Raw genomic sequence first — 17,140 nt, forward strand, 5'->3', positions numbered from 1 at the left:
GTTGCCTGGTTTGTGACTGCCAAGCAGTCAAGCGGGAGCAAGCTCCCTCGCCACATGCCGTTCGACTGTGCAGCGTACGCCTTAGTAGTAGGCGTTTTCTTTCTGCGTGTGGTCGGTCACGTCGCGAACGCCCTTGAGCTCCGGAATGCGCTCGAGCAAGGTGCGCTCGATGCCTTCCTTCAGGGTCACGTCCGCCTGGCCACAGCCCTGGCAACCGCCGCCGAACTGCAGCACGGCAATGCCGTCGTCAACCACATCGATCAGACTGACCTGGCCGCCGTGGCTCGCCAGCCCCGGGTTGATTTCGGTTTGCAGGTAGTAGTTGATGCGCTCATTGATCGGGCTGCCGGCATTGACCATCGGCACCTTGGCGTTTGGTGCCTTGATGGTCAGCTGGCCACCCATGCGGTCGGTGGCGTAATCAACGACGGCGTCGTCCAGGAACGCTTCGCTGACCGAGTCGATCCAAGCGGTGAAGCTTTTCAGCCCCAGCGCGGTGTCTTCAGGTTTCTCTTCGCCCGGCTTGCAGTAGGCAATGCAGGTTTCGGCGTATTGGGTGCCAGGCTGGGTGATGAAAATACGAATGCCGATGCCCGGGGTGTTCTGCTTGGAAAGCAGATCGGCCAGGTAGTCATGGGCGGCGTCGGTGATGGTAATAGCGGTCATGGAAACTCCTCGCAGGCTTGGGCGGAGTTTACGCCAATCGGCGTGCGACACAAAGTCCCAGTATTTACGTAGGAATAGTTCGCAATCGCCTAATCCGCAGGTTTGCCGTCGATACGTGCTTTAAGCCACTGATAACTGCGCTTTTCTACCCATTCGTAGCTCAACCGGGAACCGATGAGGATGGTCAGCGCACAGACAAAAAACATCAGATACGGGTTGATCCCATAGCGTCGGGCCAGATAACCGCCGGTCGACAGTATCAGCACGTGCATCAGATACACCGAGTACGAACAGTCGCCCAACAGCTTGAGCAGCCTGTAACGTTGCACATGACGTTCCAAAGCCATGCTTGCCATCACCAGCACCGCACTGGGCACGCCCCAACTCAGCAATCGGGGTTGCGGCGGCAGTTGGTAGATCGTCAGCAATGCCGCACCGATCCCGAACAGCGGCAGCCAGAGCGCCGGCCCGATCCAGCCACGGCGATAGAGCATGCCGATGCCGATCCCCAGCAGGAACTCGTAAACGATGTCCGAGCGATAGAACTCGCTGATCCAGCCGAACCCGGTCCAGGCCTGGCACACCGCGAACAGCAGCGCCGCAACCACCCACAACCGGACTTGCAACCGAAACAACAGTGCCCAGGCGAACAACACGTAGAACAGCATTTCGTAATTCAGCGTCCAGCCGACATTGAGGGTCGGATAGATCCCGTAACCGCCGGGGTTTTCGGTCGGAATAAACAGCAACGACAGCAGCAAATGCCCCCAGTCCAGTTTCTGATCCGGCAACAGCGGTCGGGCGAACACCACCAGCAACGCCATCAGCACCGTGTAGAGCCAATACGCCGGAACAATGCGAAACAGTCGATACAGCAGAAACCGCGCAGGCGGCAGCGCCTTGCCCTCGGTGGACAGAAAAATCACCAGCCCGCTGATCACGAAAAAGATGTCGACGCCTACGGCACCCTTGTCGATGAACAGTTGGCCCAACGGCCCGCTCGCCTCGAAGCCGAAGAAAATCTGCATGAAGTGATGGCAGACCACCGCCCACGCAGCGAGCGCTCGCAGGGCCTGCACTGAAATCAACATCGATGGCGCTCCCGCCCAGGATTTGGAGAGCACCGCCGCTCCCACAATGGATTACGGCGCCCCTAAGGGTTCGGACAGCAGGCTGATCCCGAAAGATCAAAGATTCTCGTACCGGTTCATATCCAGCACCCCCTCTTCCACCGGGTCGGTTTCGTGGATGTACTGGCTCAGGTCATGAAAGTAGAACCAGAACTGCGGATGGCTGCGGCGTATGCCCCAGCGCTCGACGATTTTCTCGAACTGTGGCGCATCCTTCGCGTTTTCCATGGCATCGACAAACGCCGGCACCTGATCCGCCGGGATGTTGAACATGAAATTCGGGTAGCTGCTGAGCACGCCCGGATAAATGGTCACGGTGTCGAGCCCCGGCTGATAACGCAGTGACTCGCCCAGCAGGAACGCCACGTTGCTGTGGGCGCGATTGCGCAGCAGGCTGTAGACCTCGCGCTTGCCGCTGCGGGTTTCGATGCGCAGCATGGTGGCTTCCGGCAATTGATCGATCACTTTCAGACCGGCCGCGGGACGCGCCGTCAGGCGGCTCAGGGCCTGCTCGGCGTTTTGCAGCGCCGGGTCGATGTTCGGCCGCGAACAGTAAGCATCCTTGCATCGGTTGATCGGATCGGGCCGCGCATTGAGGTCGCCGTAACGGGCAAGCAACTGCATGGCGAAGTCGTGTTTCGGGTCTTTTGCGTCCAGTTTCAGCGCCGTCGGCTTGTCATCGTCGATGGACTCATAGTCCAGCCACATCTTGAACTGGCCGCTGCTCTGATACCAATCGTCGAGATAAGCCTCACGGGAATCGGCGGGCATCAGGCGCAGAAAGTTCTGCTCGGCACCATTACGGATCAGGTCGAAATACAAGCGTGTCTGCGCCTGATGGGAAACGTTGCCGAACACATCGAAATTCACCGCCAACTGGTAATAGGTGCGTTCCAGCAGCGGATAGTCGAACAGCCACATCGTCTGCGGCACCTCGCCGATCAGGCCTTTGGTCACCGAGGCGCTGTCGAAATGGCGGAAAATGCTCAACAGCGCATTGTCATTGCCGGCCCACAGGGTCGACCAGCTCGGCGGCGGCAGTTCGGCGTAGCTGTCGCGGCGCAGGGCCTCGTATTTATTGCGCTTGTTGCGATAGTCGTGCCACAGGCTCAGAACGCTTCCGACATCGTCGTTCTGCCCCGGCATGGCCAGCAACGGCGTGGCCTGGCCGCGATAGTTCGGATCGGTGATGTACAGGTCGTGTTCCGGCGCCTGAAACAAGGCCCAGAAATTGTCACGGATCACATCAGTCGCAATCTGCCCGCGGCACACCGGGCCACGAATGAAAGTGCGCACAAAATACTCGGCGTTATCGAGCATGAACTGATAACGCGCCTGCGCCGGAATCGCCTCGAAGGTCGCGAACGGATTGGCCCGGCTCTGCGGCCCGTAACCCGGCAACGCATGCACTTGCCAGTTGCCGTTGTAGAACAGGCTCTTGACCCGCGCCATCTTCGCCGCACTCAGCGGGTAGGTGATGTGAGTCTTGTGCACGATCACGCCCTGCACCGGCCACAAGCGGTAATACACCTGGGTGCCCGGGTCGTCGTTGGGGCGGCGGGTGGCGATCAGGTCGATCGGCTGGCCGGTCGGCGTGCGCGAACGCACCCACTGGAAGAAATGTCCCGGTTCACCGTCCTTGAAATAAACATGCGCCAGGAACCAGTGCTCGAACAGCCAGCGCCCGACCAGACTTTCCCGGGCCCCCGGCTGGTTGAGCAGGTTCTCCCACTGCACGATCTGCAGCGCTTCCCTGGCGCTCGGCGCCAGGCCTTGCTCATCGATCGGCGCGCCGGACGCCAGCCAGCGCTGCAACGTCTGATATTGCTGATCGGTCAGGCCGGTCACCGCCAGCGGCATGCCCTCTTTCGGGTGTGCGCCTGCATAGCCGTCAAATTCGGCGGGCATCGCGCACATGTTCTCGCGGTTGAGGCCCAACACGATGTCTTCAGGCAGTTTGGCGTTGGGTGTCAGCGGCGTTTTGTGCCCCAGCTCCAGCATGCGCGCCATTAGCGCGGCCTGGCTGCCCTGGGCGTCGAGCACCGAATAGAAGTCTTTCTGTTGCCAGGCGCGCTTGCCAAAAGCGTCGTAGAACAGCCGCGTGGTTGGCGCTGCCCGGGTGCGCTCACCGTCGTAGACAGGCATTTTGCTCGCACCACGGGCCGCGCCCTCGCCACTGCCCAGGTTCAACTGGCAGGCCGAGTCGTAGCACGCATGGCAGGCCACGCACTTCTCGGTGAAGATCGGTTGAATATCACGGGTGTAGGAAATCGAGGGTTGCTGCGCAGCGGCGCCCCAGCTTAAGAACAGCAAGAAAATGCTGACGACGCGATACGACATGTCCCTGATCCTGATCCTGAAGAAAATCGCCGCGATTCTACCGTTATGACGCCCGTGCCAACATGAGCGATATTCATGCAAAAGCCGCGCATGCTCTAAATCCGCACAGGTTTGTTATGATCCGGGCCCTTAGTCATGGTCTTTTTTCGAGTAGCCCCAATGTCCGATCGCAGCGTCCGCCTTCAAGCTCTCAAGCAAGCTCTCAAAGAGCGCATCCTGATACTCGATGGCGGTATGGGCACGATGATCCAGAGCTACAAGCTCGAAGAGCAGGATTATCGCGGCAAGCGTTTCGCCGACTGGCCAAGCGACGTCAAGGGCAACAACGACCTGCTGGTGCTGACCCGTCCCGACGTCATCGGCGGCATCGAAAAGGCCTACCTGGATGCCGGCGCCGACATTCTGGAAACCAACACGTTCAACGCCACCCGGATTTCCATGGCCGACTACGGCATGGAAGAACTGGTCTACGAACTCAACGTAGAAGGCGCCCGTCTGGCGCGCAAGGTGGCCGATGCGAAAACCCTCGAGACGCCGGACAAGCCACGTTTCGTCGCCGGCGTGCTCGGCCCTACCAGTCGCACCTGCTCGCTGTCGCCGGACGTCAACAACCCCGGCTACCGCAACGTTACCTTCGATGAACTGGTAGAGAACTACACCGAAGCCACCAAAGGCCTGATCGAGGGTGGCGCCGATCTGATCCTGATCGAAACCATCTTCGACACCCTCAACGCCAAGGCCGCGATCTTCGCCGTGCAAGGCGTGTTCGAAGAGCTGCACATCGAACTGCCGATCATGATTTCCGGCACCATCACCGACGCCTCCGGCCGCACCCTGTCTGGCCAGACCACCGAGGCGTTCTGGAACTCCGTGGCCCACGCCAAACCGATTTCCATCGGCCTGAACTGCGCCCTCGGCGCCCGTGAACTGCGCCCATACCTGGAGGAGCTGTCGGACAAGGCCAGCACCCACGTCTCGGCACACCCGAACGCCGGCCTGCCGAACGAATTCGGCGAGTACGACGAGCTGCCGGTGGACACCGCCAAAGTCATCGAAGAGTTCGCCCAGAGCGGTTTCCTCAACATCGTCGGCGGTTGCTGCGGCACCACCCCGGGCCACATCGAAGCCATCGCCAAGGCTGTGGCCGGTTACGCGCCACGGCAGATTCCGGACATTCCGAAGGCCTGCCGCCTCTCGGGTCTGGAGCCGTTCACCATCGATCGCAACTCGCTGTTCGTCAACGTCGGCGAGCGGACCAACATCACCGGTTCCGCCAAATTCGCCCGTCTGATCCGTGAAGACAACTACACCGAAGCCCTGGAAGTCGCCCTGCAACAGGTCGAAGCCGGCGCCCAGGTGATCGACATCAACATGGACGAAGGGATGCTCGATTCGAAGAAGGCCATGGTGACCTTCCTCAATCTGATTGCCGGTGAGCCGGACATCTCCCGCGTACCGATCATGATCGACTCCTCGAAATGGGACGTGATCGAAGCCGGCCTCAAGTGCATTCAGGGCAAAGGCATCGTCAACTCGATCAGCATGAAAGAAGGCGTCGAGCAGTTCATCCACCACGCCAGGCTGTGCAAACGCTACGGCGCGGCAGTGGTGGTGATGGCGTTCGACGAAATCGGCCAGGCCGACACCGAAGCGCGCAAGAAAGAAATCTGCAAACGCTCCTACGACATTCTGGTCAACGAAGTCGGCTTCCCGCCGGAAGACATCATCTTCGACCCGAACATCTTCGCGGTGGCCACCGGCATTGAAGAACACAACAATTACGCTGTGGACTTCATCAACGCTTGTGCCTACATCCGTGACGAGCTGCCGTATGCCCTGAGCTCCGGCGGTGTGTCCAACGTGTCGTTTTCGTTCCGCGGCAACAACCCGGTGCGCGAGGCGATCCACTCGGTGTTCCTGCTGTACGCGATCCGCGCCGGCCTGACCATGGGCATCGTCAACGCCGGTCAGCTGGAGATCTACGACCAGATCCCGCAGGAACTGCGCGACGCTGTTGAGGATGTGATCCTCAACCGCACCCCGGAAGGCACCGACGCCCTCCTCGCCATCGCCGACAAGTTCAAGGGCGACGGCAGCGTCAAGGAAGCCGAGACCGAAGAGTGGCGCAGCTGGGACGTCAACAAGCGTCTGGAGCATGCGCTGGTCAAAGGCATCACCACCCACATCGTCGAAGACACGGAAGAGTCCCGGCAGTCCTTCGCCCGTCCGATCGAAGTGATCGAGGGCCCGTTGATGGCGGGCATGAACATCGTCGGCGACCTGTTCGGCGCCGGCAAAATGTTCCTGCCGCAGGTGGTCAAGTCCGCCCGCGTGATGAAACAGGCCGTGGCCCACCTGATTCCGTTCATCGAGCTGGAAAAAGGCGACAAGCCGGAAGCCAAGGGCAAGATCCTCATGGCCACCGTGAAAGGCGACGTGCACGACATCGGCAAGAACATCGTGGGTGTGGTACTGGGCTGCAACGGCTATGACATCGTCGACCTCGGCGTGATGGTGCCGGCAGAGAAGATCCTGCAGGTGGCCCGCGAAGAGAAATGCGACATCATCGGCCTGTCCGGCCTGATCACGCCTTCGCTGGACGAAATGGTTCACGTGGCCCGCGAGATGCAGCGTCAGGACTTCCATCTGCCGCTGATGATCGGTGGCGCGACCACCTCCAAGGCGCACACGGCGGTGAAGATCGAACCGAAGTACAGCAACGACGCGGTGGTCTACGTGACCGACGCCTCCCGTGCCGTGGGCGTGGCGACGCAATTGCTGTCCAAGGAACTCAAGGCCGGTTTTGTCGAGAAGACCCGCGAAGAGTACATCGACGTGCGTGAGCGCACGTCCAATCGCAGCGCCCGTACCGAACGCCTGAGCTACGCCGCATCGATCGCGAAAAAACCGCAGTTCGACTGGGCTTCCTACACGCCGGTCAAACCGACGTTCACCGGCACCCGCGTGCTGGACAACATTGACCTCAACGTCCTCGCCGAATACATCGACTGGACGCCGTTTTTCATCTCCTGGGACCTGGCCGGCAAATTCCCGCGCATCCTCGAAGACGAAGTGGTCGGTGAAGCCGCCACCGCGCTGTACAGGGACGCCCGCGAAATGCTGACCAAGCTGATCGACGAGAAGCTGATCAGCGCCCGCGCGGTGTTCGGCTTCTGGCCGGCGAATCAGGTGCATGACGACGACATCGAATTGTACGGCGACGACGGCAAGCCAATGGCCCGCCTGCATCACCTGCGTCAGCAGACCATCAAGACCGATGGCAAACCGAACTTCTCCCTGGCCGACTTCGTCGCGCCGAAGGACAGCGAAGTAACCGACTATGTCGGCGGTTTCATCACCACCGCCGGCATCGGCGCCGAAGAAGTGGCCAAGGCCTATCAGGATGCGGGCGACGACTACAACTCGATCATGGTCAAGGCCCTGGCTGACCGTCTGGCCGAGGCGTGCGCCGAGTGGCTGCATGAGCAAGTGCGTAAAGAGCACTGGGGTTATGCCAAGGATGAAGCCCTCGACAACGAGGCGCTGATCAAGGAACAGTATTCCGGCATCCGCCCTGCTCCGGGCTACCCGGCGTGTCCGGATCACACCGAGAAGGCCACCCTGTTCGCCCTGCTCGACCCCGAGGCCCGGGAAATGCGCGCCGGCCGCAGCGGCGTGTTCCTGACCGAGCACTATGCGATGTTCCCGGCGGCAGCGGTCAGCGGTTGGTATTTCGCTCATCCGCAGGCGCAATACTTCGCCGTGGGCAAGATCGACAAGGATCAGGTGCAGAGCTACACCTCGCGCAAGGGCCAGGAGCTGAGCCTGACCGAACGCTGGCTGGCGCCGAACCTGGGTTACGACAACTGATCCAGCGTCACGCGACACCCTGTGGGAGCCTGTTGGCTCCCACAGTTATTTCTGCGGTCTGAAAAGGGTTGACTATGCTTGTCTGACACACACGGCAGACGAGGGATTTATGGACGATCCAGTCGACAACAAGCCACCGACCTTCTGGCAGATGCTGCACAGCGTCATGGCGGCAGCGTTCGGCGTGCAGAGCGGCAAGAACCGGGCGAGGGACTTCACCCATGGAAAGCCCAGCCACTTCATCTTCCTGGGCATCGCATTCACGGCAGTGTTCGCCCTGACGCTGTTCGGCATTGTGCAACTGGTGGTGCATCTGGCAGGCGCCTGAGCGGCGTCAGTGCATGAGGGTCTGCGAGTTGAACGGGTAGCGATACGAAACCGGACGGCCCTTCGCCGACATCTTGCTGAAGCGCACACCGTAATCCGGCGTCGTGCCCATGGCCAGCATTCGACGTGCCTGCTCCTTGTCGATCAATTGCAACAACGGGATCTGTCGGTCGCGGCCACCGTACTGATTCAGGTCGACGCCCTGAGCATGATCGTGCACTTCGACCAGCGCCCAGCCGCCGAGCGTGAAATGACCGCCGAGCAAGGCGCTCAGGCGACCGTCGACCAGAGCCTGCAACGCCGCAGGTGATGTGTTGACTGCGCTGAACAGCACGTCCTTGCCGGGCACTTTTCCGTTTTCCGAAACCGCCCGCATTGCACCGAAGGCCATTTCGTCGTTGGCGGCCCATACCAATGACACTTTCGGATAACGAACCAGCAACTGCCTGGCTTGTTCGTAGGCGCGCTGCTGTGTCCAGCCGCCGTAGACCAGTTGCCGCAAACGCACTTCAGGGTGCTCCGCCAGCGCCCGTTGCATGCCCTTCTCGCGCAACTGCGACGATGGGGTGATCTTCAGGCCGGAGAACGCCAGCAATTCGATGCTCTCGCCAGGCATCACTGGTGGGTGCAGACGGATCAATTCCTTCATCAACAGGTAGCCGCCCTCCTCGTCATTGGGCACGAGACTGCCGATCCGGTCGGCCCGATCCCCGACCAGCGCTTGCTGGTTAGGGGTCAGCGCAGCATTGACGATGAACAGTTTCACGCCGCTCTTGTCGGCCATTCGCAGGATCTGCGGCGCGATGTATTGCTCGTTGGCGAACATCAGATAGTCGGGACGATCAGGCCCCTGCAGGGCCAACCGTGCCTGGGCCAGTGTCATTTCGGGCCGGCGCTGGGAATAGAGGATACGCAGATCGACGCCCAGGTCCCGGGCGGCCGCCTGCATGAACTGTGAATAGCTGACCCAGAATGCTTCGTTGGTCGAACCGGGGTTCAGAAACAGCACGGACTCGGCCCGCACACCGGCACCAAAGGCCAGGCCCAGCAACAGCAGGCTGATGTGAAGAAACTTGAACATGAAGCATCCGGGCCCGGGGAAAAATGGCCACGCATTATAGCCATTCAATCGCCGGCCATTAGCGCCTGATCCCGCTTTTTGTCCGACAACCGTCGGAAGCGGGCCCGGAGAGGTCGTTTTACTGATGACTGACCCAGAACACCGCCGTTCCAACGACCAGAATGATCAGGAACAGAATGGCCCACGCATCGACACTGCTATCGCTTTTCCTTGCCTTGGTTGGATTGCTCATTGCATCGCCTCTTGTCGGTTTTATCGGTGATTGCAGAAAGACTCGACCACAGTTAAGACGATGATTGTCCGCACGACAAATGTGGGTTAGTTGACACGCATTCCTGTTAGGCGATTTGGTTCTTTACATATACTCAAACATCACTTTTGCGCATAACTGCAAACGGGTATATTGCTCCGGCTCCATCAGGGAGTGCGCGGCCGTGCGCGCGTAATTGCCGAGGCACCATCGGACTCCAGCAAGCGAAAACGCAGCGTTTTCCGAGTAGCCCAAAGCCTGAGAACAGGACTTATATGTACGTATACGACGAGTACGATCAGCGGATCATCGAGGACCGCGTCAAGCAGTTCCGTGATCAGACCCGACGCTATCTGGCAGGTGAGCTGAGCGAAGAAGAATTCCGCCCCCTGCGCCTGCAAAATGGCCTGTACATCCAGCGTTTCGCGCCGATGTTGCGGGTGGCGGTGCCCTACGGCCAACTGACCTCGCGTCAGGTGCGCATGATGGCCAAAATTGCCCGCGACTACGACAAGGGCTATGCCCACATCAGTACTCGCCAGAACGTGCAATTCAACTGGCCGGCAGTGGAAGACATCCCGGACATTCTCGCGGAACTGGCCACCGTGCAGATGCACGCGATCCAGACCAGCGGCAACTGCCTGCGCAACGTCACCACCGACCAGTTCGCCGGCGTCGCGGCGGACGAGCTGATCGACCCGCGTCCATGGTGTGAAATCGTTCGTCAGTGGACCACGTTCCACCCGGAATTCGCCTACCTGCCGCGCAAGTTCAAAATCGCCGTCAACGGTTCGACCTCTGACCGCGCAGCCATCGAAGTCCACGACATCGGCCTTGAGCCGGTACACAACGCCGCCGGCGAACTCGGCTTCCGCGTGCTGGTCGGTGGTGGTCTGGGCCGTACCCCGGTGGTCGGCGCATTCATCAATGAGTTCCTGCCGTGGCAGGACCTGTTGAGCTACCTCGACGCCATTCTGCGGGTCTACAACCGCTATGGCCGTCGTGACAACAAATACAAGGCGCGGATCAAGATCCTCGTCAAGGCGCTGACTCCGGAAGTCTTCGCCCAGAAAGTCGATGCCGAGATGGAACACTTGCGCGGCGGCCAGACCACCCTGACCGAAGCCGAAGTGCATCGCGTGGCCAAACACTTCGTCGATCCGGACTACAAGGCACTGAGCAATCAGGACGCCGAACTGGCCGCCCTCGACAAGGAACACCCGGGCTTTGCCCGCTGGCGCGCCCGCAACACCCTGGCCCACAAGAAGCAAGGCTATGTGGCCGTGACCCTGTCCCTGAAGCCGACCGGTGTTGCACCGGGCGACATCACCGACAAGCAACTCGACGCCGTCGCCGATCTGGCCGACCGTTACAGCTTTGGTCAACTGCGCACTTCCCACGAGCAGAACATCATTCTGGCCGACGTCGAACAGAGCCAGCTGTTCACCCTGTGGGGCGAGTTGCGGGAAAGCGGTTTCGCTACCCCGAACATCGGCCTGCTGACCGACATCATCTGCTGCCCGGGTGGCGATTTCTGCTCCCTGGCCAACGCCAAATCGATCCCGATCGCCGAATCGATCCAACGCCGTTTCGACGATCTGGATTACCTGTTCGACATCGGCGAACTGGACCTGAACATTTCCGGTTGCATGAATGCCTGCGGTCACCACCACGTCGGACATATCGGCATTCTGGGTGTGGACAAGAAAGGTGAAGAGTTCTACCAGGTCTCCCTCGGCGGCAGCGCCAGCCGCGATGCGAGCCTGGGCAAGATCCTCGGCCCGTCCTTCGCCCAGGAAGACATGCCGGACGTGATTTCGAAACTGATCGACGTGTACGTGGAACAGCGTACCGAAGACGAACGCTTCATCGACACCTACCAGCGTATTGGCATCGACCTCTTCAAGGAACGCGTCTATGCAGCGAATCATTAAGAACAACGAGGTCGTCGACGAAACCTGGCACCTGCTGCCCAAGGATTTCAACATCGACGAGATCAGCAACTGCGACGATCTGATCGTCCCGCTGCAACTGTGGCGCGATCACAGCCGCATGCTCAAGGCCCGCGATGGCGGTCTGGGCGTATGGCTGGATGCCGATGAAGAAGCCGAGGAAATCGCTGCCGACGTGGATCAGTTCCAGGTCATTGCGCTGAACTTCCCGGCCTTCACCGACGGCCGCAACTATTCCAACGCCCGCCTGCTGCGTGACCGTTACGGCTTCAAGGGTGAGTTGCGGGCGATTGGCGACGTGCTGCGTGACCAGTTGTTCTACATGCGCCGCTGCGGTTTCGACGCCTTCGCCCTGCGCGCGGACAAAGACCCGTACGACGCCCTTGAAAGCCTCAAGGACTTCTCGGTGACCTATCAGGCCGCCACTGACGAACCGCTGCCGCTGTTTCGTCGTCGTTGAGAAAATGCCCCGGACCCTCATCACGGGTTCGGGGCATTTCCTTGCATGTTCTCCTGCTGTTGTTCTTGCGTCCCCGTAGACTGCCTCGTGTCAGGGTGCCGAGCCAACACCTCGTTGGTCAGCCTTCTCAGCACGGCAGTATTTTCATTTCTCAGATTCTCCAGAATCACCGTCACCTGCCGTGAAGCCGCTTGCGGGGACAATTCGTTGCGCCTTTCCAGTTGCGCCAGTGACGCTGCGCAGCGTTCCAGAGCGGCCGAAAACTCCCCCTCATGGGATGCCCTCAGGTACTCGGACCAGAACTCCTGATTGCTCATCGACACTGACAATTGAGTCGTCTGCTCAAGACTCTGCACTTCCCGGTACACATGCTCGATCTGTGCATCAGTAACCTCGACATCGAGCCGTGTGTTCAACGCATCCGGCTGAGCAGGCAGTTCAAGACGTTGCGCCAGTCGTACGCGGTAAAGCAGGCTGAGTTCCAGCACCTGCTCGCGAGTGAACGGACCCGATCGCGCCCGTTGGGCGGCGTCAATCGATGCAAGCCTTTCCACTTCCCGCAATCGAAACCGTCCCCGCAACAGCCGGACCAATCGCCCTTCCACCGACCCGACCGACGATTGATCCGCCACGACCCGGTCGCACAGGACCCTGATTTCCAGATCACTGAACACCTCAGCGGCATTGACCATGCTCACCCTGCCCGCCCAGGCCATGCGAAAAAGCGTGCGGCGCAGCCTGTCACTTTCACAGGCCGCCTCCAGCATATTCCAGACTCGTTGAGACAACTCACCCAGCGAATGTGAATAATCGGCAGTACCACGCAACGCCTCCAGAACGTCGAAAAAGCTCCTGGATTGTGGATCGGCGGACAACGCCGACCACACCTCCTTGACCCGCGATATCCTCACAGCGGGCAAACCGATCACCCAGCCCGAGGCTGTACCATCGGCGACGGAGTGCTGCGCAGTGGCGTAATCAGACGTGATCACACCCAGGTTAATACCTTGAGACTGCTGATAGGTCGCAATCGCTTCAAGACTCGCCTCCGATAACGGATTGCCATCGACCTGGGTGCCTCTGTTCAACGCTTCAGGTGCATCGAAAACAGACCGAGGTATTTCGACGATCCGGTTGTCACGCAGGTCGAGGGTTTCCAGAGCCGTCAGCCCCTGCGTCTCAGCCGGCCACTCGCTGATGCCGGTTTCACGCAAACCCAGGTGACGCAATCTGCGCAGTGCGCCGACCCGTGGCGGGCGCCCCAGCGTCGGGTTGAAACTCAGCTCCAGTGACTGCAAATGCTCCAGGGATGCCAGGGTGCTCATCGCCTGCTCGATCAACTGAATCCGGTTGTCACTCAAATCCAGCACCGTCAGTCCGGACATTGCTTCAATGGCCCGGGGAATGCGCGTCAGTTCATTACCGGTCAGACTCAACATGCGCAATCCCGGGAAGTTGTGCAGGAAACTGTTCAGCCCGGAACCGGCGCCAACGGCATTCATGTGCAACGCATCGACATGGCTGAAGTCACCGATCAAGACCGGCAAGTCCCCCAGAGCAATGCCATCAAGCGTCAAAGGATGCTGGAAGTATCCGGCGTTTGAAGCAACGGCAGACTCCCTGCGCCAGGCGCGCAATATCGCTTGCGTTGCCCGCGCCTTGTTGTGCACGGGCACCTGACGCCTGGGACCGTCTCCAACCTGATAATAAGTCGTGCGATGGGTCCAGCGCTCCAGCGCTTGAACCATTGCCTGGTATTGCTCCCGCATGTGATCCAGCGCTCGGATGGCCAACACGTCATTGCTGTCGAGGGACAACAGAAACCGATCGATTTGAGCGGACGAAAATGACGGATACAGCTCCCGTGCGCGCTGTACCAGAACAGCTGACCTGCGCCCGACAGTCTCCGTGTCGCCGGTCAGAGGGACAGAGCGTTCGATTCGCCGATCCGCAAGCCCCATCGGTGAACGGTAACGCCTGTCCGACTCTGCGATGCCCAGAAGCCCGCGGATTTCCTCGCGTCGCTGCAGCGCCTTTGACGTGATCTTCTTGCGCAATCCCTGACCTCCCGTTTCGGGCCCGAGCGCCTGGCGACTGTGAACCGGCAGGCTTTCCCAAAGCACCCGAAAGAAATCCGTGCGGGTGCGCATCAGTGAGCTGGAAACCAGGTTCTCTTCAGTATCCAGCCCCGTATACCGGTCGGCGAAGGCTTCGATAATGACCTTGTAACGGGCGTCTGACGGGCCGATGCTGGCTGTTTCCTCGTTACTTGCTGCCCAGTCACGAATCTCGATATACACATCGCCCGGCCAGCCCGGAAGATGACTCAAGGTATCGAGAATCAGCCTGTTCACGTCCCGGCCGCAGGCAGCGTCGAGGTACAAACCTTCAAAGGCACGATTCAGACGCAGAATCCCTTGATAGCGTCGCGCTTCTTCGGCCAGGCGCAACGGCACCTTGCCAGCCACCAGTTGCTGCCACTCACTGCCGTAGGCATGCAGCACCAGCTCATCGGCGACACTTGCCGGCAGGTTCGCGAAAGCGGCCCGGACCTGTTCGGCCCTCGACTGTTCGACAGTGTCCGTTCGACGGTACAGACGGTCCGTCAATGCGATCCGCTGAAAGGGGGCGAGTTCGCCCAGGTGCTCGGCCAGTAATGTGCCTTGAAGGTCCGGGTCTTCGGTCACCTCCCCCAGCAGATGCAAGCGTTCGCGCTCGCCAAGTGCTGCCAACAACTGCGAATAAAACGCTGCTTTTCGAAGCGCCTCCTGTTTTACCGTGACGGATCGAGAGGCGTTGAGATCCCCATACCGTGCGACCTCGATGTCCCGGGCATCGGTGACAACAATCGCCAGGTCCTGCGGCCAGTGCCCCGCTGACGTCAGCAAAAACAACTGCAGATCGGCGTCTGCCTGTTGCGCAGACAAAGGTGATGCGACCGATGCCATGAAATGCCCGGCCTCGGTGTCAGCCTGAAAGCGGCGCACCGTGTCCGTCAGTATCGCCATGGGTCTGCTGCGGCTGATGATCGCCTGCCGCATCGCAGATTCGTCGACGTTGCTGGCAGCGAGAATCTGCAGGGCTCGGGCATCCGGTATCGCCTCTTCGCGATAACCCGTACGACGAAACAGCGTGAGCAAGCTCCAGTCCTGCGGAGTTTCACTGTGATGACGCCAGGCGCCGACGCCGTTGGTCTCAAGCGGGGGTCGATAACGCGCCGATGCCTGCAGATTGCCGATTTCCCACAACCCGCTGCCTGGCACGGGGCGCACCGTATAGACGTGGTTGCCCAATTTCAGTAGCCGGTGATGTTCGTGCAGGATCAGGCCTCGATCATCGGCCGGAAGTCTATCAAGCAAGCTCTCGGGCATGCGCAAAGCCGACACATCGGGATTCCAGAGTCTTCGGGACATCCAGCCAATCGGTACCTGTCTCAGTCCCTGCACGAAACGAGATGTCCGGACACTTCGATAGGCTCTGCCTGCGGCTGCGCTGCCTGCCGAAAAAGCCGCCATGGTTATAAGGTTTTCAAGGGTGTCGAACAGGTAGTCCGTCGCGCTTTCCTGATCAGCATGTGCCCAGCTGCCGATGCCTTCGTAAACCTCATTGAGCAACTGCAGGCCGGCCACGGCACACATGACCTCTCCAAGAACCGGTACAAAGGAGGCCAGGAACAGCAATGTATTGACGCCGATGGACTCGTAGGTTTCGAGCCTTTGCTGACGTGTTTTTTCATCTTCATCGTCCGTGGACACGACCAACACTCTGGCATCGGCCCGGACCTGTTCGGCTCGATGTTCGAAGAGGGCCAGAAAGAGCTCCATTTTCGCTTTACCTTCCGGGTACGCGACCGTAAGCGGCAAATACGGGGTATCGAAAGGAAGATGGAGCGGCCCGACATTCAGCAGTCGCACATCGATGCCCTTGAGGAATGACGGGCGATCCCGCAGCGTGACAAAGCGCATGAAAAAACTTCGGAAACCGGCGTCTTTCAAGCGCTTGCTCAAGCTGATCTCGAAGTCGAGAAAGGATGCGTACTCTTTCAACGGGTGATCAGGGTCCTCCGGTATGTAAACGACGCAACGATCAACGTCGCCCGCAGACACCATGACCGAACCGATAAACATAGGTCCTCTCAGCGTGACGCCAAGTATTTCAATATTCTGATATTCAAGTGCATTCTCGCCAGGCTGCGAAACTGCAACAGATTTGAGTCTTTGATAAACACTGACACTGATATGCCCGCGTAAATAGGCAATATGTCGATCGACTTCAAACCGATCACGAAAACAGGCAACGGAGGCATCAAGCAGAGTTGCAGGTCGTGCGCCATCGCCAAACAATGTCTCTATATGTTTCCGGTACTGTTTTCCAAGGTCGAGATCCCGACACAAGATGGCGAACTCGTGAGGTCTGATTGGCAGCACGCGACTCGTTTTCCCCGTTACCTGTTCCGGAATGTAGAGCAGCGAAAACTCGTGGTAATTGCCGGGCAACGTTTCGGACAGTTCGAAGTTCTCGCAGGCTGCGGTCAGCAAATCCCGGCCGATAGGCAGGATCAGTTTCTTGCGTAAGCCCAAAAGGCTCGACGTAGAACGCACATGCTGAAAAACCGCACCTGCGACATCGAATGTTTCGCCCAGCCTGTCTGACATGGCTTTGGCCAGCAATGGCGCACAAAAATGTTCCGGAGACTTCAGTGACTGCAACTGTTTGAGAAGAGTCTGTCGGGACTTAAAGCTGGATTTCAGATTGTTATAGAGAACATTTCGATCATTGACCGATGCATTGAGCAGCCAGGATGGCATCTGTTGTTTGAGTAAATCAAAGAAAATGCCCTGTTCTTCCGGCGTCATTACAGGCATTGCTTCAAGACGGTTGTCGACATCCATGTTCGACACTCCCTGATCTGAAAAGGAACATTCAGACTAAGGTGCACTCACACTCGAAAACAGCACAAATAACTGATGCTTTCAAACTCAATCAAACAACAATACGAGACAATGAAATAGATAAATAAGACAGGTTTGCGTATTGAAGTTGATATACGCCCGCACGGCATGG

Annotated in this window: 9 protein-coding genes; 4 read left to right on the forward strand and 5 right to left on the reverse strand. The window is 59.3% G+C overall.

Annotation, left to right across the window (positions count from 1 at the left end; genetic code table 11):
* Nucleotides 1-81 precede the first annotated feature (81 nt).
* The 3 genes from nfuA to NWV16_RS15110 all read right to left on the reverse strand — a co-directional run bounded on the left by nfuA (nucleotide 82) and on the right by NWV16_RS15110 (nucleotide 4,136).
* A complete protein-coding gene (gene nfuA, locus NWV16_RS15100) occupies nucleotides 82-666 on the reverse strand; it encodes a Fe-S biogenesis protein NfuA (protein ID WP_260519697.1) in 585 nt (194 codons plus the stop codon).
* Between the two features lie 89 nt (nucleotides 667-755).
* Entirely contained in the window at nucleotides 756-1,757 is a 1,002-nt protein-coding gene (locus NWV16_RS15105) for an acyltransferase family protein (RefSeq protein WP_260519698.1), read from the reverse strand.
* A 96-nt stretch (nucleotides 1,758-1,853) separates the two neighbouring features.
* Entirely contained in the window at nucleotides 1,854-4,136 is a 2,283-nt protein-coding gene (locus NWV16_RS15110; RefSeq protein ID WP_260519699.1) for a fatty acid cis/trans isomerase, read from the reverse strand.
* Between the two features lie 159 nt (nucleotides 4,137-4,295).
* On the opposite strand from NWV16_RS15110, the gene metH reads away from it, so the two are divergent.
* Nucleotides 4,296-8,006, forward strand: a complete 3,711-nt coding sequence (gene metH, locus NWV16_RS15115; protein WP_260519700.1) for a methionine synthase — start codon at nucleotides 4,296-4,298, stop codon at nucleotides 8,004-8,006.
* 109 nt (nucleotides 8,007-8,115) lie between these two features.
* Nucleotides 8,116-8,334, forward strand: coding sequence for a DUF2970 domain-containing protein (locus tag NWV16_RS15120; protein ID WP_065257810.1), 219 nt, complete (start codon nucleotides 8,116-8,118; stop codon nucleotides 8,332-8,334).
* A 6-nt stretch (nucleotides 8,335-8,340) separates the two neighbouring features.
* Here the strand turns inward: NWV16_RS15120 and NWV16_RS15125 are convergent, their stop codons facing one another.
* Nucleotides 8,341-9,414: an ABC transporter substrate-binding protein gene (locus NWV16_RS15125; protein ID WP_260519701.1), complete on the reverse strand. Its 1,074-nt coding sequence runs from the start codon at nucleotides 9,412-9,414 to the stop codon at nucleotides 8,341-8,343.
* A gap of 525 nt (nucleotides 9,415-9,939) precedes the next feature.
* Here NWV16_RS15125 and NWV16_RS15130 point away from each other — a divergent pair.
* Entirely contained in the window at nucleotides 9,940-11,598 is a 1,659-nt protein-coding gene (locus NWV16_RS15130) for a nitrite/sulfite reductase (RefSeq protein WP_260519702.1), read from the forward strand.
* Entirely contained in the window at nucleotides 11,582-12,076 is a 495-nt protein-coding gene (locus tag NWV16_RS15135; protein ID WP_065257813.1) for a DUF934 domain-containing protein, read from the forward strand. The genes NWV16_RS15130 and NWV16_RS15135 overlap by 17 nt, the downstream gene beginning before the upstream one ends.
* A gap of 20 nt (nucleotides 12,077-12,096) precedes the next feature.
* On the opposite strand, the gene NWV16_RS15140 is transcribed toward NWV16_RS15135, so the two are convergent.
* Complete coding sequence (locus NWV16_RS15140) at nucleotides 12,097-16,968, reverse strand: dermonecrotic toxin domain-containing protein (protein WP_260519703.1); 4,872 nt, start codon at nucleotides 16,966-16,968, stop codon at nucleotides 12,097-12,099.
* Nucleotides 16,969-17,140: the final 172 nt, after the last annotated feature.

The sequence above is a fragment of the Pseudomonas sp. BW7P1 genome, from assembly GCF_024981055.1.
Taxonomy (GTDB): domain Bacteria; phylum Pseudomonadota; class Gammaproteobacteria; order Pseudomonadales; family Pseudomonadaceae; genus Aquipseudomonas; species Aquipseudomonas bananamidigenes.

Bases quoted from the DNA above. Each gene is read 5' to 3' on its own strand.
- nfuA (WP_260519697.1), bottom strand. From the start codon at position 666: ATGACCGCTATTACCATCACCGACGCCGCCCATGACTACCTGGCCGAT.
- NWV16_RS15105 (WP_260519698.1), bottom strand. From the start codon at position 1,757: ATGTTGATTTCAGTGCAGGCCCTGCGAGCGCTCGCTGCGTGGGCGGTG.
- NWV16_RS15110 (WP_260519699.1), bottom strand. From the start codon at position 4,136: ATGTCGTATCGCGTCGTCAGCATTTTCTTGCTGTTCTTAAGCTGGGGC.
- metH (WP_260519700.1), top strand. From the start codon at position 4,296: ATGTCCGATCGCAGCGTCCGCCTTCAAGCTCTCAAGCAAGCTCTCAAA.
- NWV16_RS15120 (WP_065257810.1), top strand. From the start codon at position 8,116: ATGGACGATCCAGTCGACAACAAGCCACCGACCTTCTGGCAGATGCTG.
- NWV16_RS15125 (WP_260519701.1), bottom strand. From the start codon at position 9,414: ATGTTCAAGTTTCTTCACATCAGCCTGCTGTTGCTGGGCCTGGCCTTT.
- NWV16_RS15130 (WP_260519702.1), top strand. From the start codon at position 9,940: ATGTACGTATACGACGAGTACGATCAGCGGATCATCGAGGACCGCGTC.
- NWV16_RS15135 (WP_065257813.1), top strand. From the start codon at position 11,582: ATGCAGCGAATCATTAAGAACAACGAGGTCGTCGACGAAACCTGGCAC.
- NWV16_RS15140 (WP_260519703.1), bottom strand. From the start codon at position 16,968: ATGGATGTCGACAACCGTCTTGAAGCAATGCCTGTAATGACGCCGGAA.